This window comes from Streptomyces polygonati (assembly GCF_042650325.1).
Classification (GTDB): Bacteria; Actinomycetota; Actinomycetes; order Streptomycetales; family Streptomycetaceae; genus Actinacidiphila; species Actinacidiphila polygonati.
In genome coordinates this window covers 365,095-387,800 of sequence record NZ_JBHSBB010000005.1, presented here as the reverse complement: position 1 = coordinate 387,800, position 22,706 = coordinate 365,095, and the positions used below count along the sequence as shown (strand labels likewise).

General features: G+C 72.3%; 21 protein-coding genes. 10 read left to right on the top strand and 11 right to left on the bottom strand.

Annotation, left to right across the window (positions count from 1 at the left end; translation table 11 throughout):
- Positions 1–82 precede the first annotated feature (82 nt).
- The 6 genes from ACFO3J_RS05170 to ACFO3J_RS05145 all read left to right on the top strand — a co-directional run bounded on the left by ACFO3J_RS05170 (position 83) and on the right by ACFO3J_RS05145 (position 6,876).
- Positions 83–931 (top strand): 3-hydroxyacyl-CoA dehydrogenase family protein, encoded by an 849-nt coding sequence (locus ACFO3J_RS05170; protein ID WP_386426522.1) that lies wholly within the window; start codon positions 83–85, stop codon positions 929–931.
- Between the two features lie 166 nt (positions 932–1,097).
- Entirely contained in the window at positions 1,098–1,391 is a 294-nt protein-coding gene (locus ACFO3J_RS05165; RefSeq protein WP_386426520.1) for an STAS domain-containing protein, read from the top strand.
- A 234-nt stretch (positions 1,392–1,625) separates the two neighbouring features.
- Positions 1,626–4,703, top strand: coding sequence for an ATP-binding protein (locus ACFO3J_RS05160; RefSeq protein WP_386426519.1), 3,078 nt, complete (start codon positions 1,626–1,628; stop codon positions 4,701–4,703).
- A 61-nt stretch (positions 4,704–4,764) separates the two neighbouring features.
- A complete protein-coding gene (locus tag ACFO3J_RS05155) occupies positions 4,765–5,553 on the top strand; it encodes an MEDS domain-containing protein (protein WP_386426517.1) in 789 nt (262 codons plus the stop codon).
- Positions 5,550–6,545, top strand: coding sequence for an anti-sigma factor RsbA family regulatory protein (locus tag ACFO3J_RS05150; protein ID WP_386426516.1), 996 nt, complete (start codon positions 5,550–5,552; stop codon positions 6,543–6,545). The genes ACFO3J_RS05155 and ACFO3J_RS05150 overlap by 4 nt, the downstream gene beginning before the upstream one ends.
- 79 nt (positions 6,546–6,624) lie before the next feature.
- Positions 6,625–6,876, top strand: a complete 252-nt coding sequence (locus ACFO3J_RS05145) for a hypothetical protein (RefSeq protein WP_386426515.1) — start codon at positions 6,625–6,627, stop codon at positions 6,874–6,876.
- Between the two features lie 11 nt (positions 6,877–6,887).
- Here ACFO3J_RS05145 and ACFO3J_RS05140 read toward each other — a convergent pair whose 3' ends face one another.
- Positions 6,888–7,631: a phosphotransferase family protein gene (locus tag ACFO3J_RS05140; RefSeq protein ID WP_386426514.1), complete on the bottom strand. Its 744-nt coding sequence runs from the start codon at positions 7,629–7,631 to the stop codon at positions 6,888–6,890.
- A 140-nt stretch (positions 7,632–7,771) separates the two neighbouring features.
- Entirely contained in the window at positions 7,772–8,476 is a 705-nt protein-coding gene (gene nucS / locus ACFO3J_RS05135; protein ID WP_386426512.1) for an endonuclease NucS, read from the bottom strand.
- A 280-nt stretch (positions 8,477–8,756) separates the two neighbouring features.
- On the opposite strand from nucS, the gene ACFO3J_RS05130 reads away from it, so the two are divergent.
- Complete coding sequence (locus ACFO3J_RS05130; RefSeq protein ID WP_386426511.1) at positions 8,757–9,149, top strand: SCO5389 family protein; 393 nt, start codon at positions 8,757–8,759, stop codon at positions 9,147–9,149.
- An 89-nt stretch (positions 9,150–9,238) separates the two neighbouring features.
- Here the strand turns inward: ACFO3J_RS05130 and ACFO3J_RS05125 are convergent, their stop codons facing one another.
- Complete coding sequence (locus ACFO3J_RS05125) at positions 9,239–10,261, bottom strand: LLM class flavin-dependent oxidoreductase (RefSeq protein ID WP_386426509.1); 1,023 nt, start codon at positions 10,259–10,261, stop codon at positions 9,239–9,241.
- A 186-nt stretch (positions 10,262–10,447) separates the two neighbouring features.
- Here ACFO3J_RS05125 and ACFO3J_RS05120 point away from each other — a divergent pair, with 186 nt between their 5' ends.
- A complete protein-coding gene (locus ACFO3J_RS05120; protein WP_386426507.1) occupies positions 10,448–10,783 on the top strand; it encodes an ATP/GTP-binding protein in 336 nt (111 codons plus the stop codon).
- Between the two features lie 2 nt (positions 10,784–10,785).
- Here the strand turns inward: ACFO3J_RS05120 and ACFO3J_RS05115 are convergent, their stop codons facing one another.
- From ACFO3J_RS05115 to mce, 5 genes are all read right to left on the bottom strand, one after another.
- Positions 10,786–11,559 (bottom strand): ABC transporter permease, encoded by a 774-nt coding sequence (locus ACFO3J_RS05115; RefSeq protein WP_386426506.1) that lies wholly within the window; start codon positions 11,557–11,559, stop codon positions 10,786–10,788.
- Position 11,560: 1 nt separating this feature from the next.
- Positions 11,561–12,670, bottom strand: coding sequence for an ABC transporter ATP-binding protein (locus ACFO3J_RS05110; RefSeq protein ID WP_386426504.1), 1,110 nt, complete (start codon positions 12,668–12,670; stop codon positions 11,561–11,563).
- Between the two features lie 91 nt (positions 12,671–12,761).
- Positions 12,762–13,700, bottom strand: coding sequence for a cellulose-binding protein (locus ACFO3J_RS05105; protein ID WP_386426503.1), 939 nt, complete (start codon positions 13,698–13,700; stop codon positions 12,762–12,764).
- 102 nt (positions 13,701–13,802) lie between these two features.
- Positions 13,803–17,360 (bottom strand): polarized growth protein Scy, encoded by a 3,558-nt coding sequence (gene scy, locus ACFO3J_RS05100; RefSeq protein ID WP_386426502.1) that lies wholly within the window; start codon positions 17,358–17,360, stop codon positions 13,803–13,805.
- 98 nt (positions 17,361–17,458) lie between these two features.
- The gene (mce, locus tag ACFO3J_RS05095; protein ID WP_386426500.1) at positions 17,459–17,974 is read right to left on the bottom strand and encodes a methylmalonyl-CoA epimerase; all 516 of its coding nucleotides are present in this window, start codon (positions 17,972–17,974) and stop codon (positions 17,459–17,461) included.
- A gap of 163 nt (positions 17,975–18,137) precedes the next feature.
- Between mce and ACFO3J_RS05090 the strand changes: the two genes are divergently transcribed.
- Together ACFO3J_RS05090 and meaB are read left to right on the top strand one after the other, a co-directional pair.
- Complete coding sequence (locus tag ACFO3J_RS05090) at positions 18,138–19,307, top strand: acetyl-CoA C-acetyltransferase (RefSeq protein WP_386426612.1); 1,170 nt, start codon at positions 18,138–18,140, stop codon at positions 19,305–19,307.
- Between the two features lie 53 nt (positions 19,308–19,360).
- On the top strand, positions 19,361–20,317 hold the full coding sequence (meaB, locus tag ACFO3J_RS05085; protein WP_386426498.1) for a methylmalonyl Co-A mutase-associated GTPase MeaB: 957 nt from the start codon (positions 19,361–19,363) through the stop codon (positions 20,315–20,317).
- 190 nt (positions 20,318–20,507) lie between these two features.
- On the opposite strand, the gene ACFO3J_RS05080 is transcribed toward meaB, so the two are convergent.
- The 3 genes from ACFO3J_RS05080 to ACFO3J_RS05070 all read right to left on the bottom strand — a co-directional run bounded on the left by ACFO3J_RS05080 (position 20,508) and on the right by ACFO3J_RS05070 (position 22,681).
- Positions 20,508–21,194, bottom strand: coding sequence for a hypothetical protein (locus tag ACFO3J_RS05080; protein WP_386426496.1), 687 nt, complete (start codon positions 21,192–21,194; stop codon positions 20,508–20,510).
- 159 nt (positions 21,195–21,353) lie between these two features.
- On the bottom strand, positions 21,354–21,839 hold the full coding sequence (locus tag ACFO3J_RS05075) for a MarR family winged helix-turn-helix transcriptional regulator (protein ID WP_386426494.1): 486 nt from the start codon (positions 21,837–21,839) through the stop codon (positions 21,354–21,356).
- A gap of 152 nt (positions 21,840–21,991) precedes the next feature.
- Positions 21,992–22,681 (bottom strand): AIM24 family protein, encoded by a 690-nt coding sequence (locus ACFO3J_RS05070; protein WP_386426610.1) that lies wholly within the window; start codon positions 22,679–22,681, stop codon positions 21,992–21,994.
- Between the last annotated feature and the right edge of the window lie 25 nt (positions 22,682–22,706).

Genomic DNA, 22,706 nt, shown 5'->3' with positions numbered 1-22,706 from the left:
GACACGGCCGACAACCGGTCGCGCCCGGCGCTGAGCGGACGTTATGGTCCGGCTGATACCCCAACGGAGAGGTGCGTGAGCCGTGGTGAAGAAGCTCGCCGTCATCGGAGCCGGACTGATGGGTTCCGGTATCGCGCAGGTGTCCGCCCAGGCCGGCTACGAGGTGGTCCTGCGGGACGTCACCGACGAGGCCCTCGCCCGCGGCAAGGACGGAATCCGCGCCTCCTACGCGAAGTTCACCGCCAAGGGCCGGCTGACCGAGCAGGAGGCGGAGGCCGCGCTGGCCCGGATCACCACCACCACCGACCTGGACGCGGCGGCCGGCGCGGATCTCGTGGTGGAGGCGGTCTTCGAGCGGATCGAGGTCAAGCAGGAGATCTTCCGCGCGCTGGACCGCGTCGTCGGCCCCGACACCGTGCTCGCCTCCAACACCTCCGCCATCCCGATCACCAAGATCGCCGCGGCCACCGAGCACCCCGAGCGGGTGGTCGGCACCCACTTCTTCTCGCCGGTGCCGCTGATGGGGCTGTGCGAGCTGGTGCGCGGCTACAAGACCAGTGATCAGACCCTGGAGCGGGCCCGGGAGTTCGCCGAGGCCGTCGGCAAGACCTGCATCGTCGTCAACCGCGATGTGGCCGGCTTCGTCACCACCCGGCTGATCTCGGCGCTGGTGGTGGAGGCGGTCAAGCTCTACGAGTCCGGGGTCGCCTCGGCGGAGGACATCGACACCGCCTGCAAGCTCGGCTTCGGCCACGCCATGGGCCCGCTGGCCACCGCCGACCTGACCGGGGTGGACATCCTGCTGCACGCCACCGGCAACATCTACACCGAGTCCCAGGACGAGAAGTTCGCGCCGCCGGAGATCATGCGGCGGATGGTGGACGCGGGCGACCTCGGCCGCAAGAGCGGGCACGGCTTCTACGCGTACTGAGTCCGCCGCGGACCCGTCCGGGGAACGGACCAAAGGAAATCACTCTTTGGAGTGAATTCGGTATCGGTTCGCTCATCGGCGGCAACGTCTCTTTGCGACGGACCGTCAGGTGTGCGACCACATACGGACCGGCCGGTAGGCCATGCCAGCGTCTCGGGGAGTGACTATGCACATCAGGGGCGACCACGCCGAGCTGATCGTCGGGGGGCGCCTCGACGTGGTCAGCGCGGCGGACGCCCGTACCGCCCTGCACATCGCGGTCGACTCCGGTCGCGGCGATCTGGTGCTCGACCTCACCGAACTCGACTCGTGGGACGCCACCGGGCTCGGCGTCATCATGGGCGCCCATCGCAGGGCCGGCCGGGCCAACCGACGGCTGGTGCTGCGCGGGGTCCCGCCGCGGATGCAGCGGTTGTTGGTGGCCACCCGGCTGCACCGCATCCTGGCGATCGAGGGCTGATCGCGGTCGAAAGGTGACGTTCGGCACGTAATGCGGGCATGGGGGCCCCGGGCCTTCATGGATAGGGTGGCGAGCCTTTAGAGTTTGCGCATCAATGGCCAGGAGGCGTGCACCCCGTACGCCGTAGCAGGGGATTCGGGCCGGGGCTCGGCGCCGCCGCGAGCGTACGGCGGGCGCGGAGTCGTCCCGGTACGAGGGTGCCCTCGCACGTCACGCACCCGGGGGGCGTAGGACATGGACCAGCAGACCGGCGAGCAGCAGGGCGGCCGACCCGAGGAGCGTCCGGTGGAACTGCCGGGAAGCAATGGCCTGTCGAACGGAAGCGGTGCGGGTGCGGCCGGCCGTACGCCGGGGGCCGCCGCGCGACCGGCCCCGGGCGGCACGGAGGGCTTCGACGGGTCCGAGGGCCTGTCCGCCTTCGACGCCTTCGGGGCGGCCCGGCCCATCGACAGTGAGCACGCCTTCGGGGAGGAGCCCGCGCTCGGCGACGAGCTGGATGTCTTCGGCGGCGGGGTCGCAGGCGGGGTCGTGGGCGGGAGCGCCGGCCCGGGCAGCGCCGCCGGCGGCTTCGAGAGCGGCGATACGGCTCCGGGCGCGCCCGGGCGGTCCGGGGAGCTGGAGCGGCGGGACAGCTCCGAACGGCGCGAGCGCGTCGGGCGGTTCGAGGCGGTCGGGAGCTTCGACGCGTTCGCGGCCGGGGCCAAGCGCCCGGCCGGATCGGGGTCCGGCTCCGGGTCTGGCTCCGAACCCGCGGAGTCCCGGCCCGCGCTGCCGCCGGCCGACCCCGGCCCCGGCAACGAGCTCGTCGTACGGTCCTTCGGCGAGCCGATGCCGTTGCAGCAGGGCACCTCGCTGTTCGACGGCACCATGCCGCTGCCGAAGGTGACCCGGCCCACCCGTGACCCGCTCGCCCCGGAACTGGGCACCTCCGGCGGCGCCACCAGCCGGGTCCCGAAGGTCGTCACCCCCGAGTACCTGCTCACCGTGAACCCGGTCGACGGCACCGAGGTCGTACCCTGCCCGCCCGACGAGCGGCGCACCCCGGTTCGCCGCACCCCGGAGGACCGCGCCGCGCGCATCAACGCCGGCCGGCCCACCCCGCCGCCCGGCCCGCCCGCGCCCGAAGTGCCGCTGCTGGAAAGGGAGGAGGAGCGCGAGCGCCTCATCCGGCTGCTGGCCCGGGGCCGCTCCACCCGGGTCACCGGGCCGTCCGGCGCCGGCCGTACCGCGCTGCTGGAATCCGTCGCCAACGCCTGCGCCGACCTCGCGCCCGACGGCGTGATCCGGCTCTCCGGCTACCACCGCACCGCCGCCGACCTGCTGCACGATCTCTACACCATCGTCTACGCCGGCGAGGGCTACCGCCCCGGCCGCGCCGAACTGCCCGGCCTGCTGCGGGAGGTCGGCGCCGTCGTCGTGCTGGACGACCTGGAGATAGGCGGCGCCGCACTGGAGGAGCTGCTGGACGCGGCGCCCGAGTGCGCGTTCCTGATGTCCGCCACCCCGGATGTCCCGGCGCCCGCCGCCGACTCGATGGTCGAGGAGGTACTGCTGTCCGGACTGACCCGGGTCGCCTGCGTCGATCTGCTCCAACTCGTCACCGGGCGGCGGCTGGAGGAGGACGAGACGGCGTGGGCCGCCGACCTGTGGTTCGAGTCCGAGGGCCTGCCGCTGCGCTTCGTGCAGGCCGGCGCGCTGCTGCGTCAGCGGGACGCGATGCGCACGCCCCCCGACCCGGACCTGGACGACTCGGTCTGGCTGAACGGCTCGGCGCTGCTGTCGCCGGCCGAGCCGCCGCTGCCCGACCTCACCGGCTTCGACGGACCCGAGTCCGGCGCCGCAGCCCCCGAGATACCCCCGCCGCCTCCGTTGCCCCTGCGGCTGCCGGTCGACGACGTACCGCTGCCCTCGCTCGCGGAGAGCGCCGCCCCCGCCGACCTGCTGGCCTCCCGGCTCAGTGAGGCCGCCCGCGAGGCGCTGGCCTTCGCGGTGGCGCTGGACGGCGAGTGCCCGCACCCCTCGCACCTGCCGGCGCTGGTCGGCGACACCCACGGCGACGCGGCCCTCGGCGAACTGATCTCGGTCGGCCTGGCCGTCCCCGTCGCCTCCCACTTCCGGCTCGCGGCCGGCGTCGTCCAGCAGCTCGGCCCCGCGCTCGCGGCCGACGGCGAACTCAACGACGTCCAGGCGCACACCGCCGCCCTGCACTATGCCTGGTGGACAGGTCACCCCTCGGTCACCCCCGAGCGCGCCACCGCCGAGTCGGAGGCGATCCTGGCGGCGATGACCGCCTGCCGTGACGGCGGCCACGCCAGCGCCGCCGTGCTGCTGGCCCGTACGGTCTCACCTGTCTTCGCCGCCGCCCTGCACTGGGGTGCCTGGGAGCGGGCCCTGCGGATCGGGCAGGAAGCCGCGCGGCTGTCCGGCGAGGTCGCCGAAGAGGCCTACTTCCACCACGAGTTGGGCGTGCTCGCGCTGTGCACGGGCGGTATGGACCGGGCCCGCGCCGAACTGGAGGCCTCCATCGCGCTCCGGGGCGCGCTGGCCGACCGCCAGGGGACCGTCGTCGGCCGGCGGACACTGGCGCTCGTCAACGACCGTGTCGGCACCTACACCCCTGAACTCCCGCCCGGCGCACTGGAGTCGGCGTTCCCGCAGCCCGACACCGCGACCGTCGTGCTGAGCAAGGTGCCGCCGGCCCTCGGCCCGGGCGCGCCCTCCGTCCGCCGGCTGGCCGTCATCGGCTCGCGCCGCAATCTGGTCGCGGCCGGCACCGGAGTCCTGCTGGCCGCCGTACTCGGCACGTTCGTCACCCTCGGCGCGACCTCCAGTGGCGACGGCGCCCCCACCCAGACCAAGCCGATCGAGACCGTCGAGCAGGACGCCCCCTCGGACACCTCCCCGTCCTCGGTGGACGCCACCCACGCGGCGCCGGCCGCCTCGACCACCTCCGCGTCCACTTCGGCGTCCACGACGGTCACCCCGTCCAGCCCGGCCGGCGGCGATACGACCACGCCGAGCGCCCCGACCACGACGCCGTCGGAGGGCACGACGTCCCCGCCGGGGGTGCCGATCACCTTGCCGCCGGGCGGGCCGTCGTCGCATCCGGCGTCGCCGACGCCGACGAAGACGACCCACTCGCCGGCGCCGACGTCGACGAAGCCGAGCGCGACTCCGACGTCGACCTCGCCCTCCCCGACGGGGAGCACGACACCGCCCCCGAGCTCGACGACGACACCCGGGCAAGCGCCCGACTCGGCCCCGATCGTCTCCCCGACCCTGACCCCGGACGGCACCCCGCCGACCACCTGATCCGCCCTGCCGCTGCGGGTGTTGTAGGTTGCGCTGGGCGGTTTCGGTTGTGGAGGGGTGTGTGAGGACAGCCAGGGACATGGCCACGCTGGACACCGTGGACGTCGGTGACCACGCGTGTCTGGTGGCGGCCGACGCCCGCGACAGCGTCGCCTACACGCGGGCCTTCGTCGCCGACGGAGCCCTGTTCGGCGACAAGGTCCTGGTCCTCGGTCCGCCGGAGACGCACGGGCTCGGGCCCGGTGTGACGGCGCTCCACCCGGTCCAGGCGCGTGGTTCACTGATGGGCGCGGTGCGCCGCGAGGCGCGGGAGGCCGGTGCGCAGGGCTACCGCACCCTGCGGGTGCTGGCCCTGATGGACCGGATGTGGCCCGCCGGTGCCACCGAGCGGACCATCGGCGAGTATGAGCTGGGCATGGAGGCCTTCACGGCCGCCACCGGGGCGATCGTGGTCTGCGCCTATCCCCGGGTCCACTTCGCTGACGGCTCGCTGGCGCAGGCGCTGAGTGTGCATCCGCACCACGCGGGCATGCGGAGCACAGTGGAGCCGAGTTTCCGGATATTTCAGGCACGAACGGAGCACTGGCACGTGAGCGGCGTAGTGGATGCCGACGGGGCGCAGGCGTTCCGCTCCGCCCTCACGATGATCGCCGCCGACTGCCCCGTCGTCCGGCTGCACTGCGCCGACCTCGAATTCATGGACGCGGCCGGTATGCGGGCCCTGGTGCAGGCCGCCGGCGCCCACGCCGGGCACCGCGTCCATCTGGTCGATGTGAACGACACCGTCCGACGCTGCTGGGAACTGCTGGGATACCCGAAGCTGGACGTCCCGGTGGAGCTCGTGCCATGACGCCCACCTCCGCCGTCGCGTCGGCCCTGGACCGCGGCGCTCCGGGTTTCCGGCACGAGATGTATCCGCACCACGGTACGGACGAGTTCCTCAGCGGTGCGCTGTCCTTCATCCACGACGCCCTGGCGGGCGAGGAGATCGTGCTGGTCGCCGTCTCGGCCGACAAGGAGCAGCTGCTGCGGTCCGAGATCACCGACACCCCGGCCGGTGTGGTCTACCTCGACACCACCGCGCTGGGCCGTAACCCGGGACGGCTGATCCCGGCCTGGCAGGACTGGATCACCGCCCAGGCACAGGCCGGACACCCCGTACGCGGGATCAACGAGGCGGCGTGGTCCGGGCGGACGGCGGCCGAGAGCGCCGAGCTGCGTTACCACGAGTGGCTGCTCAACCGGGCCTTCGCCGGTTCACCGGCCTGGTGGCTGCTGTGCCCCTACGACACCACGACCGTCGACCCCGAGATCCTGCGGGCCGGCCGGCGCTGCCACCCGCTGGTCCTGCAGGGCGGCGAGCACACGCCGAGCGACGCCTTCAGCGACGAGGCGTATCCGCACGAGCCCTTCGGCGTCCCCTGCGACCCCTTCGAGGAGCTCGCCTTCACCCGGGGCGGCCTCTCCACGGTCCGTGAGAAGGTCGCCGCCTGCGCGGGCGCCCACGGCCTGGAGGGGAGCCGGCTGCGCGAGCTCCAGGTCGCCGTCACCGAGTGCGCCGTCAACAGCATCAAATACGGCGGCGGCGGTGGCACCCTGCGCACCTGGGTCGAGGACGCCACCTTGATCTGCGAATTCCACGACGACGGCTATCTGGAGGACCCGCTGGCCGGCCGCCGCCGCCCGACCGTCGACCAACTCGGCGGCCGCGGACTCTGGCTGGTCCACCAGCTCTGCGACCTGGTCCAGATCCGCACCGGCCCCACCGGCGGCACCACCATCCGTCTGCACACCTATCTCGACCACGGCGGCTCGCTCGACGAGCCCGGCCCACGGACGTAGGCGACCTCGGCCAGCCGGATCACGGTGTCCCCACCGCTGCGGGCGCCGTGATCCTTCCTCTTCTCATCGGAGCCGGTCCATGAAGTCCTTCTTCCGCCCGGGGCGTCCCACCCCCGCGAAATTCGCCACCGTGTTCTTCTTCGTCCTGTTCATAGCGGTCAGCCTGTACAACGTCGCCGACACGATTCACGGCAGCCGAAACCGCTGGGCGGTGGGGCTGGCGTGCTTCAACGCGTTCGTCGTCGGATGGCTCCTCAAGACGGTGAGCCGTGACGAAGATGATGCCGAGGACGACGACCGGGCCGAAGCCGAGGACGAGCTGCCCGGCTAGAGCGCGCAGCCTCACATCCGGGATCTGAGTACGTCGACCTCGCAGCCCGCCATGAAGGGGTCGAAGCCGTGCTCGGCCAGCCAGCGAATCACCAGCAGGCTCCGTAGCGACCACCACGCGCGGATCACGTCGAGGTCGACGTCGGTGCCGTAGCCGGCGACGACGTCAGGGAGGTGCTCCTCGTGGCCGAGCGTCAGGGTGGCGAGGTCGAAGAGGGCGTCGCCCGGTCCTCCCTCGGACCAGTCGATGATGCCGGTGATCTGGTCACCCTCGACGAACACATGGGTGATCTGCAGGTCGCCGTGGGTGAATCTCGGGGTCCACGGCCGGAGCGCGGCCTGGGCGACCTGGCGGTTGCGAGTGACCAGGTCGGCGGGCAGGGTGCCGCTGGTGACGAGCCGCTCGCACTCGGTGTCGAGATCCGCCGTCAGCTCGTCGGGGCCCCTTCCCCGGGCCGGCCAGGGCGGCAGCGGCGCCTCGTGCAGTGTCCGGATGGCGGCGCCCGCGGCGGCCCACGCCGCCGGGGAGGCGGTCGACGGCTCGCCGAGGCGGCCGAGTGCCGTCCCCGGGACCGCGGCGATCGCGAGCACGGGCGGCTTGCGCCACAGGATCTCCGGGGTCGGGACCGGCGCCAGGGCCATCGCCTCGACCTCGACGTCGATCCGCGCCTGATCGGCGTCCACCTTCAGGAATACATCGCCGACGCGCAGGGTCGCGCGCTCGGAGTGGGCGACGACGACTTCGACCTCATCCATGGGCGACCAGTATCCCGGGGACGACCGTCGGTGTCCCCGGGTTTGTCGCCTGCGGCGGCGCGGCGGCGCGGCGACCACGTCCCGCCATCCGGCGGCCCCGCGCACGACACCGACAGCCGACCTCCGGCCCGGGCCGCCGCTCAGAACAGCCGGTCCTCCGCCTTGTCGATGCCGCGCAGTTCGTCGTAGTCCAGGACGAGGCAGCGGATGCCGCGGTCCTCGGCCAGGGTGCGGGCCTGGGGGGCGATGCTCTGGGCGGCGAGGACACCGCCCACCGGGGCGAGGGTGGTGTCGCGGTTGAGGTATTCGAGGTAGCGGGTGAGCTGCTCGACGCCGTCGATGGTGGCGCGCCGTTTGATCTCGACCGCCCAGTGGCGGGGGCGGGGCGGGACGCTGTCCGTCTCGACGGTGAGGACCGTGCCGGAGGAGTCGCGGCAGAGGATGTCCACCGGGCCGATGGCGGTGGGGTATTCGCGGCGGACCAGGGTCCAGCCGTCGCCGAGGACCTCCATCCGGTCGGCCAGCAGTTCCTGGAGGTGGGCCTCCACACCGTCCTTGATCAGGCCCGGGTCCACGCCGAGTTCATGCGAGGAGTCGTGCAGGATCTCCTCTATGGTGATGATCAACTGCTCGCCGGCCTTGTTGGTGACCGTCCAGAGGTTGTCCTCGGTCTCCTTCAGCGAGCAGGGCGGGGACATCCAGTTGAGCGGTTTGTAGGCACGGTCGTCGGCGTGCACCGACAGGCTCCCGTCCGCCTTGATCAGCAGCAGCCGGGTGGCCGAGGGGAGATGGGCGGACAGCCGACCCGCGTAGTCGACGGAACAGCGGGCGATCACGAGACGCATGGTCGGCAACGCTACTCGACCCGGTGCCCGCCGCGCGATTCGGCCGGTCGGCGGCCGACCCGTAGGAGTCCGGCCTAACCCGGCGGCGCAGCCGAAAATTGGCTGGTTGTGGGTACTGCCGCCTGGTGCGGGTGAGGCGGGGGCGCCTACGGTGGAGGGCCGGGGGGCACGGGTGCGGCTGTCGCCGGAACCGGCTCCCGGAACTCATTCCTCCAGGGTCCTTCGGGCCTGGGGGTACGCCCAGACCCCTTCCCTCGGAGGGGTCACGAGAGGAGTACCCATGTCGCTCGACGTCTCACCGGCCCTTCTCGAGCAGGCCGAGCGAGGCGAGGTCGACGAGCAGGAATTCGTCGACTGCGTCCGGACGTCCCTCCCGTACGCCTGGGAGATGATCAGCTCGCTGGTGGCACAACTCAAGGTTGACGGGGGGGAATTCGCCGACAACCAGGTGCCGCCGCCGAGCGAGCAGGAGCGGGGTCAGCTACTGCGCGCACTGGCGAGCGATGCCATCCGGGGAGCCCTGCAGCGGCACTTCGGCGTACGGCTGGCCTTCCAGAACTGCCACCGCGTGGCGGTGTTCCCGCTCGACCCGGCGGTGGACGCGCGCTATGCGAAGTTCACCTCGGTGCGCGCCCAACTGCTCAACCAGTCACCGGAGTTGCGGGACTGCTGACCCGGGCGCGCCCGGCCGTAAACGATCAACGGCGGTCCCACAACCAGGCGTGCTCCCGAAACCGGACATCCGCACCGATCCGCACCGGATCAGGCCAGTTCCGGGAGTACGTCACCGCCCAGCCGGGTCACATTCTCCAGCGTGGCCTGGAAGTCGCCGGAGCCCTCGGCCAGCAGGGCGAAGCGGGTGATGCCGGTGGCCGCCGAGGTCGCCGCCAGCCGGTCGGCGCACAAGCGCGGCGAGCCCACCGGGTGCAGCGAGCAGAGCAGCTCGGTGTAGCCGTGCGGATCACGCATCGTACGGGGCAGGCCGTCGTGTGTGCGGTGCGCGGACAGGCCCTGCTGCAGCCAGCCGGGCATCGCCTTCAGCAAGGTCTCGGTGGCGTCCGCCCGGGTGTCGGCGATCTGGACCACGCCCGCCGAGACATGGTCGGCCGCGGCCACCGCGTCGGGGGAGTGGCCGGCCGCCAGCGCGCTGCGCCGCCACAGCGCCACCATGTTCGCCTTGTCCTCGTCACCGCAGTGCATGCCCAGCAGCATCGGCAGCCCGCGCTCGGCGGCCAGCCGGACCGTACTCGGCGAGGTGCAGGCGACCACCACCGGCGGACCGCCGCCGTCGAGTTCGTCCGGGCGCGGCACCACCGGCACCGGGGGGAAGGTGTAGCGGGCGCCGTCCGCGCCCACCGCCGGATCGCGCAGCCAGCTCAGCAGCAGGTCCAGCGACTCGGGGAAGCCGGTGTCGAAGGCGGCGATCCCGGCCCCGAAGACCGTCAGATCCACCCAGGGGCCGCCGCGGCCCACCCCCAGGGTGAACCGGCCGCCGGAGACCAGATGCAGCATCGCGGCCTGCTCGCCGAGCGCCACCGGGTGCACGGTCGGCAGCACGCTCACCGCGGTGCCCACCCCGATCCGCGAGGTGCGGCCCAGCAGTACACCCGCGAGGGTGATGGCCGACGGACAGACCCCGTACGGCACGAAATGGTGCTCCGCCAGCCACACCGCGTCGAGCCCGACGGCCTCGGCCGCCTCCGCCGTGCGTATCGACCGGTGCAGCGCCTCGGCCGGGCCCTGGCCCGGAAACTGCGCCGCGAGAACAAACGTCCCAACTCGCATCGCTCACTCCCTCCTGCTCCGTCTAACGCTTGGCACGTGCCAAAGGCACGCTTTCGGAGGGGCGTTTTCATGATTTTCCGACGTCCGGTCTCCCAGCTGGCCCGGGCGTCCTGTTCAGCCCGCCGGGTGGCGACCCTTACGCTGGACGGGAAGTCCGTACTGCCCAGAAGAGCGCGAGGTGCGCCCATGTCGCCGCGTCGAAACCACCCGCAGGGCGCCGGCCGCTCCGATGGCCGGCGCGACCCGGACGACCCGGAGCGCGAGTCCCGCCTGGGCTACGGCGCCACCGAGCAGTGGCAGGGCGACGAGTGGATCGTGCGGCCGGTGGCCGGCGGCGCCTCCGGCAAGCACTACCGGTGCCCCGGCTGCGACCAGGAGATCCCGCCCGGCGTCGGCCATGTGGTGGCCTGGCGCGAGTACGGGGGAGTGGACGACCGGCGGCACTGGCACCGGGCCTGCTGGAACGCGAAGGACCGCCGCACCAGCAAGGTGCAGCGGTCCCGTAACGCGCCGCGGTACTGACCTCAGGCGTCCCGCTTGCGCAGCACCAGATAACCGCCGAGCAGCGCCGCCGCCACCCACGCCGCCATGATGAGGATGCCGCCCCAGGGGCCGTACGGCGTGTGGTCGCCGGTGGAGGGGACGACTTCGAGGATCTTGCGTCCGGCCTGGTCGGGGAAGTAGCGGGCCACCGTCTTCACCTTCGGCACCGCCGTGAGGATGGGCGAGACCAGGAAGAAGAACGGCATCAGCACGCCCAGGCCCAGCATCGGGCTGCGCAGCATGGTCGCCGCTCCGACGCAGAACAGCACCAGCAGCGTCATGTAGAGGCCGGCGCCGAAGACCGCGCGCAGCACCCCGGGATCACCGATGTGCGCCTTGTGCGAGCCGAGCAGCGCCTGGCCGAGGAAGAAGGTGATGAAGGCGGTGGCCTCGCCGACGACGAAGGCCAGCACCCCGGCCACGGTGACCTTGGACAGATAGAACTCGCCGCGCTGCGGGACGGCGGCCAGCGAGGTGCGGATCATGCCGGTGCTGTACTCGCTGGAGATCACCAGCACACCGAAGACGATCAGTGCCAGCTGCCCCAGCGTCATGCCGAAGAAGCTGGTGTTGGTCGGGTCGAAGGTCAGCCGGTCGGTCGGGGACAGGCTGTCGAAGGTGTTGTTGAACACCAGGCTGATCACCGCGCCGAGGGCGACGGTGACCAGGAAGGCCAGCGCGAGCGTCCACACCGTGGAACGCACCGAGCGGATCTTCGTCCACTCCGACTGGAGGACGGCCGAGGTGGCGGCCATGTCAACGCCCCTTTCCGGACTCGGAACCGGAGCCGGACTCGGAGCCCGAGCCGTTGTCAGGACCCAGCTCCGACCCGGCGCCCGACCCCTTGCCGGGATTGCGCCAGCTGTCGCCCCACTGCGGCTGCCGCGACCGCCCCGCGCCGGCCGCCGGGACCGGCTGGCCGTCCGGCACCGCCCCCACCCCGGACGGCCCCGAACCCATCGGGCCGCCCGCGTGGTATTCCACCGACTCCGCGGTCAACTGCATGAACGCTTCCTCCAACGAAGCCCGCTGCGGGCTCAGTTCGTGCAGCACCAGCCGGTGCTGGGCGGCCAGCTCGCCGAGTTCGGCCGGATCGCCGTCCGTGATCTCGAACGAGCCGTCGCCGGTCTCCACCACCGGACGCCCGGCCTGATCCATGATGTCCTTGAGCCGCTCCACCTGCGGGGTGCGAATCCGCACGTAGGAGCGGGAGTTCTGGGCGATGAAGTCGGCCATCGAGGTGTCGGCCAGCAGCCGGCCGCGGCCGATCACGATCAGGTGCTCGGCGGTCAGCGCCATCTCGCTCATCAGATGGCTGGAGACGAAGACCGTACGGCCCTGCGCGGCCAGGCTCTTCATCAGATTGCGGATCCAGTGGATGCCCTCGGGGTCCAGGCCGTTGACCGGTTCGTCGAACATCAGGATCTCGGGGTCGCCGAGCAGCGCGCCCGCGATACCGAGCCGCTGGCCCATGCCGAGCGAGAAGCCCTTGGACCGCTTGCGGGCCACCGCGGTCAGCCCCACCGTCTCCAGCACCTCGTCCACCCGGTGGCGCGGGATGCGGTTGGACTGCGCCAGGCACAGCAGGTGGTTGTACGCGGTCCGGCCGCCGTGCACGGACTTGGCGTCCAGCAGCGCGCCGATGTACTTCAGCGGTTCACTGAGCTGCGCGTAGTGCTTGCCGTCGATCCGCACATCACCGCTGGACGGCGAGTCCAGACCGAGCAGCATCCGCATCGTCGTCGACTTTCCCGCGCCATTGGGCCCCAGAAAGCCGGTCACCACGCCGGGGCGCACGGTGAAGGTCAGATGGTCGACTGCGGTCCTGTCCCCGTACCGCTTGGTGAGCCCCTGCAACTCAATCATGAGGGGAGGCTAGCAAGACGCGGCGGAACCCCCGATCCCGATGGGAAAAGCCGGGACGGGGGTTCCTGGAATTCCGGGAGAACAGTACGCGTCAGCGGGACTGCTGGGCCGGGACGCCGCGCGAGATCGGCTCGTCGTCGGCGGGGGAGGTGGCCGCGGCCACCGCGGCACCGGTCAGCGTGGCCAGCATCTCGCGGACGTTGGTCAGCTGGGCGTTGATGCTGTCGCGGCGGTTGGTCAGCGCCGCCAGCTCGCGCTCGGACTCGCTGCGGATCCGGTCGGCCTTGGCGTTCGCGTCGGCCACGATGTCCTCGGACTGGCGCTGCGCGGTCTCCACCGTCTGACGGGCCCGGCGCTCGGCGTCCGTACGCAGCTTCTCCGCCTCGAGGCGCAGCTGCTCGGCGCGGTGCTCGATCTCCGCCAGGCGCTTCTCCGCCTTGGCCTGACGCGACGCCAGGTCGCGCTCGGACTGCTCGCGGCGCTTGGCCAGGTTGGTCTCGAAGTCCGCGGCGGCCTGGGCGGCCTTGGCGCGGGTCTCCTCGAACAGGGCGTCGGCTTCCTCGCGCTTGGCCTGCGCGTCCTTCTGCGCGTCGGCGCGCAGCTGAGTGGCGTCGCCCTTCGCCTTGTCGACGATCCGCGCGCCCTCGTCCTCGGCCTTGGCCTTGCGGTCGTTGGCGAAGGCCTCCGCGTCGTTGCGCACCTGCGAGGCGGCCGACTCGGCCAGCTCACGGTGCTGTTCGGCGGCGCGGCGGGCCTCCTCACGCAGGTCCTTCGCCTCTTCCTCGGCCAGCCGCAGGATCTTCTCCACACGGGCGCCGAGACCGGCGTACGACGGCTCCGAGTCGTTCACCTGAGCCTGGGCGTTCTGGGTTTCGAGGTGCAGCTCCTCGATGCGCTTCTCCAGCGCGGTGATGCGGGTGAGGGCGCTGTCACGGTCGGCGACGAGCTTGGTGATGCGGTCGTCCACCTGTCCGCGGTCGTATCCGCGCCGCACGAGCTCGAAGCCGAAGGGGGAGGAAGTGTCGCTCATGGGGTTCCTGTCGATTCAGACCGGTGAGGTGATAGAGGGAATCCTAGGGGCCCAGGCGGCGTGTCACCGAGCCATTGCGCATCAGGTATGAAAAAGGTCCGCTCAATCGAGTGGAGCATCATCGGTGCGCTTGCCGCTCGTTCGGGTGGTGCCGGCGCCCGCACCTGCGGCTACGGCGCTTTTGGGCGGGGTACTGCTCGGTGCCTCGAACGACTCCAACGCCTCCAGCACGTCCTGGACACGGGAGATCTCCGCATTGATGTCTTCTCTGCGGCGCACAAGGATCTCCAATTCTCTTCTGCCGTCGCCCACCGTGCGTTCCGCCTCGGCGCGGGCCTCCCTCTTGACCCGTTCCGCCTCACGCTCGGCTTCGGCCTTCTTCTGCTCGGCCTCCTTGAGGAGGCCCTCGACCTTCTTGACGGCGGCGATCCGTACCTTGCTCGCCTCCGCCGTGGCCGTGGACTTGATCTCGGCGGCTTTCGCCTCCGCCTCGGCGAGCTGCTCGGTGGCCGCGGCCACCAGCTTGTCCACCCGCTCGCCGACCGTCTTCATCGCCTCCGCGGCCTCCTTGCGGGCCCGCTCGTGCAACGCGTCGACCTCGGACTCGGTGCGGGAGCGCAGCTCTTGGGTGCGCTCCCGGATCGCGGTCTGATCCTGGCGGGCCTCACGCAACAGCGTATCCGCGTCCGTGCGCGCCCGCTCCACCATGCTGTTGGAGTCGGCCGTCGCCTCGTTGACGATCCGCTCGGCCTCGGCGCGGGCCGCGCCGACCATGGTGTCGGACCGCTCCTCGGCCTCGGCGGCGGTCTTGCGCGCTTCCGCCTGCGCCTTGCCGATCAGCTCGTCGGCCTGCTCGGCGGCCTCGCTGCGGCGCTTGTTGGCCGCTTCCCTGGCCTCGTCGAGGATGCGCTGCGACTGGTCGCGGGCCTGCTCGGCCTCGCGCTCCGCGGTGTCCAGGGCGTCCTTGGCGAGGATGCCGAGGCGTTCGGCCTCCTCGCGGGCCTTGGTGACCAAGTGGTCGGCCTGGCCGGCCGCGTCGGTACGCATCCGGTTGGCGTCCTCGCGGGCCTCGGCGCGCAGCCGGTCGGATTCCTCTATGGCCTCGGTGACTTGGCGGTCGGCCAGCGAACGGGCCGCCTCCGCCTCTTCCTTGCTCTCCCGGCGGACCCGCGCGGCGTCCTCGGCGGCGCGCTCCCGCTCGGAGTTGGCGTCGGCGTGCAGCCGGTCGGCCTCGCCCTGCGCGTCCGCCCGCAGTTGCTGCGCCGCGTGCTCGGCGGCCGACCGCAGCCCGGCGATCTCCTGCTCGGCCTCCAGGTGCAGATGGGCGACGGAGTCCCGCACCTGCTGGGCGGTGTTCTCGGCGGCGGCCACCAGTTCGGCGGCGCGCTGCGCGGCCTCGGCGGCCAGCCGGTCCGCCTCGGCGGCGGCGTCCTCGACCCGGCGGCGGGCGGCGGCGAGCAGTTCCTCGCTCTCCCGGCGGGCCTGCGCGCGCTCCTGCTCGGCGTCGGCGCGGGCGGCGCCCAGCAGTTCCTCGGCCTCGCGGCGGCGCCTGGCCGCCTCCTCCTGGGCGGCGGCCAGCGCCTCGGCGGCCTCAAGACCGATCCGCTCGGCGGCGGTCGCCGCCTCGGCGCGCAGCCGGTCGGCGGTCTCCTGCGCCTCGGTCCGCAGCCGCTCGGCGTCCACGGTGGCCTCCGCCTGGAGGCGTACGGCGATGTTCTCGCCCTCGGCGCGGGTCTGCGCCGCGTCGGCCGCCGCCTCGTCGCGCAGCCGTACGGCCTCGGCCTCGGCCTGCTCCTGGAGCAGGCGGACCCGCTCGGCGGTCTCGGCGCGCAGCCGCTCCGCCTCCTGCTCGGCCTCGCCGCGGACCCGGTCGGCCTCCGCGTTGGCGTCCCGCAGACTCTGCTCGGCGGCGGTGACCCGGGCCTCGGCCTCGTCGCGCAGCCGGGCCAGATCGGCCTCGGCCTCTTCCCGCATCCGGGCGACCAGGGTGTCGGCCTCGGCGCGCTGCTCCCGGGCGGCCCGGTCGGCTTCCTCCCGGACGGCGGCGGCGCCGCGCTCGGCCTCGGCGCGCAGTTCGTCGGCCTCGGCGCGGGCGGCCCGCAGCGACTCCTCGGCCTTGCCGTTCAGCGAGGAGGCGCGCTCGACGGACTCGGTACGCATCCGGTCGGCCTCGGTCGCGGCGCTCTGCCGGACCTCCTCGCCGTCCGCCTTGGCCTTGGCCAGCAGTTCCTCGGCCTTGCTGGCGGCCTCCTCGATCTGCTGGACCGCCTCGCGGCGGGACTCGCCGCGGATCCGCTCGCCCTCGGCGACCGCGTCGGCGCGCAGCTGCTCGGCCTCGCCGCGCAGCCGGCGGGCCTCCTCCTGGAGCTCGACGGTCCTGGCGCGGTACTCCTCGGTGTCGTCCTGGGCGGCGCCGCGCAGTTCCTGGGCGGACGCCTCGGCCTCGGCGCGCAGCCGCTGGCCTTCCGCGTCGGCCTCCCGGCGGATCCGCTCGGCCTCCTCGGCGGCCGACTTGGTGGTGGAGCGGGCGTCCTCCGACGCCTTGGTGAGGATCTCCTCGGCGGATCTGGCGGCCTGCGCCAGCTGCGCCGCCGCGTCCTCGGAGGCCGCCGCGCGGGCCGCCTCGGTGGCCTCGACCTTGATCCGCTCGGCCTGGGCGCGGGCGTCGGCGATGGTCTGCTCGGCCTCGGTCTTCGCCTCCTCGACGTCCCGGGTGGCCTCGTTGACCATCCGGGCGATCTCGGCGCGGGCGGTGCGGGTGCGCTGCTCGTTCTCCGACTCGGCGGCGGCCAGCCGCTTGGCCGCGCCGGTGGCGGCCTCCTCGCGCAGCCGGTCGGCCTCGGCGCGGGCGGTCCGCAGCGCCTCGTCGGCCTCCCGCAGCCGCTCCTCGGCCAGCCGGGACAGCTCGATCGCCCGGGCCCTGGCCTCGTCGGACTCGCCGCGGGTCGAGGTCCGCAGCTGCTCGGCCTCGGTGGTGGCCTCCTGGGCCTGCGCGGAGGCGGCAGTCAGCAGCCGCTCGGCGTCGGTACGCGCCCGGCGCAGCAGCTGCTCGGCCTCGGCGCGGGCCGCCTCGGCGTCCGCGGTCAGCCGCTGGCTGGTCTGCTCGGCGACCCGGGTGGCCTCGGTGCGGGCCGCGGTCAGCGCCGCCTCGGTCTCGGCGCGGGTCTCGTCCAGCAGCCGGCGGGCCTGCGACTCGCTGCGGGCCCGCAACTGCTCGGCCCACGCGACGTTCTCATTGACATGGGTCTCGACGGTGGCCCGGCGCTCGGCCAGCTCCTCGTCGAGCTGGCGGCGGCGGGCGATGGCCTCGGCGTGCCACTCGGCCTCGAAACGGGCCTGGTGCTCGGCCTGCTCCTGGAGCAGCCGCTGGGTCTGGGCGCGGGCCTCGCGCAGCTCGCGCTCGGCGTCGGTGCGCAGCTGGTCGGCCTGGATCTGGGCGTTGCGGAGCAGCTGGTCGGCCTGCAGGCCGATGTTGTCGTAGGCAGGGCGTGCGGCCAGATTGCGGCGCGCCTCGTGCAGCTTGGCGCGCAGCACCTCGACCTGGTATCCGAGATCGTCGGCGTGGTCGACGGCCTTGCCCCGCTCGGTCCGAAGCCGTTCCATCTCGGCTTCGAGCAGCGAGAGGTGGTCGTCAGCCCGGTAGCTGTCGTTGCCCCGCACTCCGCGGTCCCATCGGTCTCCTGGCGTCCTCACCCGCCAACCGGGTGAGATTCTCGGTACTTCCGCCGGTCACTCTACCGGGCAGCGCGGGGGTTGGGTCAGTGGTCCAGGGTGCCCTCGTCCGCCGCGGAGGAGGCGGCGGGGGCCGCCGCGGGGGAGTCCTGCGAGGTCGTCGCGGAGGTCTTCGCGGAGGCGGGAGCCGAGGTCACGATCTCGGTCAGCACCCCGTGGCAGTCCTTCGGGTGCAGGAAGGTGATCCGGGAGTCCATCGAACCGCGGCGCGGTTCCTCGTACAGCACCCGTACGCCCTTGTCCCTGATGCTCTCGGAGTCGGCGCCGACGTCCTCGCTGCCGAAGGCGACGTGGTGCACGCCCTCGCCGTTCCTGGCCAGCCACTTGCCGACCGCGGAGTCCTCGCGGGTGGGTTCCAGCAGCTGGATGTACGAGGCGCCGCCGTCGGAGGTGCCGTTGATCCGGAGCATGGCCTCGCGGACGCCCTGCTCCTCGTTGACCTCGGTGTGGAACAGCTCGAAGCCGTACGTGGCACGGTAGAACTCGACGGTCGCGTCCAGGTCGGAGCAGGCGATGCCGATGTGGTCGATGCGAGTCAGCATCCACACAGTGGAGCCTACGGATATGTGGTTACGCAACGTGCGCGCCATCACACGTTCCGCCGGATGACCCCGGCGCTACCGGTCAGTACATTGACGATAACCCTCGTTAACCCAACGCTTCAGCCGAAGGGGCCGCACCATGAGCAGCCAGGCACGTACATCCGTGATCGTCGCGGGCGCGAGAACTCCGATGGGCCGGCTGCTGGGCAGCCTGCGCGACTTCTCCGGCGCCGAACTGGGCGGGTTCGCGATCCGGGCGGCGCTGGAGCGGGCCGGGATCGGCGGCGAGCAGGTGCAGTACGTGATCATGGGCCAGGTGCTCCAGGCCGGGACCGGCCAGATCCCGGCCCGCCAGGCCGCGGTCAAGGCCGGCATCCCGATGAGCGTGCCCGCGCTCACCGTCAACAAGGTGTGCCTGTCCGGACTGGACGCCATCGCGCTGGCCGACCAGCTCATCCGGGCCGGTGAGTTCGACATCGTGGTGGCCGGCGGCCAGGAGTCGATGACCAACGCGCCGCACCTGCTGCCCAAGTCCCGCGCGGGCTACAAGTACGGCTCCATCGAGATGCTCGACGCGATGGCGTACGACGGACTGACCGACGCCTTCGAGAACATCGCGATGGGCGCGTCCACCGAGCACCACAACACCCGGCTCGGCATCGAGCGGGCCCCGCAGGACGCGTTCGGCGCCCGCTCCCACCAGCGCGCCGCCGCCGCCCAGAAGAACGGCCTGTTCGACGCCGAGATCACCCCGGTCGAGATCCCGCAGCGCAAGGGCGAGCCGGTGGTCTTCAGCCAGGACGAGGGCATCCGCCCCGAGACCACCGCCGAGACGCTGGCCGGGCTGCGGCCCGCCTTCTCCCCCGAGGGCACCATCACGGCCGGCACCTCCTCGCAGATCTCCGACGGCGCCGCCGCCGTGGTGGTGATGAGCAAGGACAAGGCGCTGGAGCTCGGCCTGGAGTGGCTCGCCGAGATCGGCGCGCACGGCAATGTGGCCGGGCCGGACAACTCGCTCCAGTCCCAGCCGTCCAACGCGATCAACCACGCGCTGGCCAAGGCCGGCCTGACCGTCGCCGACCTGGACCTGATCGAGATCAACGAGGCGTTCGCGGCCGTCGCCGTCCAGTCGATGAAGGACCTGGGGGTGACACCTGAAAAGGTGAATGTGAACGGCGGGGCGATCGCGCTGGGCCACCCCATCGGCATGTCCGGGGCACGTATCGTGCTGCACCTGGCACTGGAGCTGAAGCGCCGGGGCGGCGGGACCGGCGCCGCGGCGCTGTGCGGCGGCGGCGGTCAGGGCGACGCCCTGATCATCCGGGTGCCCTGAGGCCGGCCGGCAGCCCGGTCCGGTCCGAAGTGTCGACGCTGAACGGAGTGCTCATGGCGGACGTCGCCACCTTGGTCGAGCAGGCGCGGGAGGGCAGGCCGCGGGCGGTGGCCCGGCTGATCTCCCTCGTGGAGGGCGCGTCCCCGCAGCTGCGCGAGGTGATGGCGGCGCTGGCCCCGCTCACCGGCGGCGCGTATGTGGTGGGCCTGACCGGCTCGCCCGGCGTCGGCAAGTCCACCTCCACCTCGGCGATGGTCACCGCGTACCGCAAGGCGGGCAAGCGGGTCGGCGTGCTCGCGGTCGACCCCTCCTCGCCGTTCTCCGGCGGGGCGCTGCTCGGCGACCGGGTCCGGATGTCCGAGCACGCCTCCGACCCGGGCGTCTACATCCGCTCGATGGCCACCCGGGGCCACCTCGGCGGTCTGGCCTGGGCGGCTCCGCAGGCCATCCGGGTGCTGGACGCGGCCGGCTGCGAGGTGATCGTGGTCGAGACGGTCGGGGTCGGCCAGTCGGAGGTGGAGATCGCCGCCCAGGCGGACACCTGTGTGGTGCTGCTGGCCCCGGGCATGGGGGACGGCATCCAGGCCGCCAAGGCGGGCATCCTGGAGATCGGCGACGTCTATGTGGTCAACAAGGCGGACCGCGACGGCGCCGACGCCACCGCGCGCGAGCTCAACCACATGCTCGGCCTTGGTGAGTCGCGCGGTCCCGGCGAGTGGCGTCCGCCGATCGTCAAGACCGTCGCCGCCCGCGGCGAGGGCATCGACGAGGTCCTGGAGGCCCTGGAGAAGCACCGGGCCTGGATGGACGAGCGCGGTGTGCTGGCCGAGCGGCGCCGGATCCGCGCGGCGCACGAGATCGAGACCATCGCCATCACGGCGCTGCGCGCCCGGCTCGCCGACCTGCGCGGCGATGTCCGGCTGTCGGCCCTCGCGGCCCGCGTCACCGGGGGCGAGCTCGATCCGTACGCGGCGGCGGACGAACTCGTGGCGGGACTCACCGGGCTGTAGAGCCGGTGTGGAGCCGGGCGGCGGAGGCGGGCTGTGGCGGAGGGCCACGAAGCCGGGCCACGAAGCCGGGCCATGAAGCCGGGCCACGAAGCCGGGCCACGAAGCCCGGTCATGAAGCCGGGCCATGGAGCGCGGACCGGTCCCGGGGCGCCGCCCGCGGCTCGCGGCGGCGCCCCGGGCGGTCGGTGGATCAGTTGACGAAGATCGTGGCGCTGCCCGCGGTGGTGTCGATCACGGGGCTGTACTGAGCGGTCAGATACGCGATCGGCGAGGTGCCGCAGGCCGGCAGCGCCCCGCTGAGCAGTTTGAACGGCTGGTTGTTGAACTGCCAGGGCGCCGGGCCCGGCCCGGCGTTGCCCAGGACGGCGCCGGTCGCCGCCTGGAAGACGCAGACGACGGTGGGTCCGGTGGTGGCCAGGGTGACGGTGATCTGCAGGGGCGCGGGCGACGGCAGGATCTGGATCGGGAAGCCCGAGGAGTCGCTGACCGTCAGGGTCTCCGGCAGATTACCGACCGTGACACCGAGCACGCCGGTGACGGTCGGCGAGTTGTCGTAGCAGGACGAGACGGTGAACGGGTTGAGCAGCTTGATCGCCGCGGTCCCCGGCGCGGGCGGGTTGGCCATCAGCTGGCCTCCCCAGACGGACTGCTTGCAGAACAGGCCGAACGGCCCGCCGGGCGCGGTGCTGAAGTTCAGCGCCGTGCCGGGGGTCAGCGACGAGGTCAGCAGATCTCCCGGGTTCGCCGGCGGGCCCGCGGGCGCGATGCGGGAGAGCACGGGAACGGCGGTCGCCGCGTGGGCGGTCGCGCCGGCCGGACTGACGACGGCGAACAGCGCCGCGATCAGTACGGCAGTGAAAACGGTGATTCTGCGCATCTAACGGGTCCCTCCGCTTCGATGAGGCCGACCGTGTACGCCGGTCGGATGGCACAGTGTCCGGCTATTTACCTGTCCATGACAGATGTACGGACGTATTGGCCGGAAATGCCACAACCTCAGCTCGTGCGGGGCCGTCCGGGCCCGGGGGAAGCCGGCTCAGTGCGCCCGTTCGGTGCGCAGGTGGTCCGCCACCGGGAGCAGGGCGCGGTGGTAGGAGGCCAGATCCTCGGGGGAGATCAGGTCGATGAAGTGGGCGCGCACCGAGGCGACATGACGGGGTGCGACCTGGCGCATGGTGGACCAGCCCTGTTCGGTGAGGACGGCGAACAGGCCGCGGCGGTCGGACTCGCAGTTCTCCCGGCGCACCAGTCCGGCGGCTTCCATCCGGGTGATCTGGTGGGACAGCCGGCTCTTGGACTGCAGGGTGGACTTCGCCAGATCGCTCATCCGCAGCCGGTGGTCCTCGGCCTCGGAAAGATTCACCAGGATCTCGTAGTCGTTGTTGGTCAGCCCGAAAGGCTGCAGGTCGCGCTCCATCTGATACATGATCAGCCGACTCACGTCGAGGTGAATGCGCCAGGCCCGCTGCTCGTCCGCAGTAAGCCAGTTGGGGCCACCGGCGTCCGGGGTGTCGATCTCCATGACACCTATTCTAACGGCGGTTGAATCGCGGAATACCGCGAGGGTAGCCGGTCGGTCACGGGGGGTGCTCCCTTGCCCCGGGTTTCACGGGGTCCGACCGGGACCGCCGACGGCGCCGGCCGGCCGCCCGCGGTGCGGCCCGGGACGTTCCGCTACCGTCCGGCGCCCGGGACGCCGGGCCCGGCCGAGAGCGGTACGCCGCCGGTCTCGCGCTCCCCCATCAGCACCTCGGTGGACTGCAGCAGCACCTGCCCCGCCCCGGTGAACTCGAACTGGTGCTCCTCGCCGGACGCGCCCCCGAGACCGGTGAGCTGGCGGATACCGCCGAGCACCCCGCGCAGATACGCGTGGTCGTAGTGGTGGCAGGGCGAAGGGCAGTCCGCCCAGCCGACCAGGGCCTGCGGGTCCACCCGGACCGGCGGCTCGACGAAGTGCACCGCCCCGTTGGAGGCGGCCACGAACTTGCCGGTCCCGATCAGGGTGAGGAAGCCCGGGATGATGGACTGCTTGAGGGCGAGCCCCGGCTGGTAGGCGAGCAGATTGCCGGAGCGGATGGTGAGATTGCCGTCGTCCAGGTCGTAGGAGTTGATGTCGTACGCCCGGTCGGCGAGCAGCATCTTGCCCCGGCCCTGCGCGACGACCCAGTCGGCGGCGTGCAGCGGGGAGTGGAAGTTGGCGGCCACCAGGGCGTCGAGCGGGCCGTGGCCGATGCCGTGGAAGTCGATCTGCCCGTAGTAGGCGATCATCTTCCCCTTCTGCAGGAACCACTGACCGTTCAACTCGACGCTGAACGCGTACGGATTGACGTTGTCGTCGGACGGCAGCGTGGCGGGGTCCCACACGACCGGGCCGCCGCCCGGCGTCGCG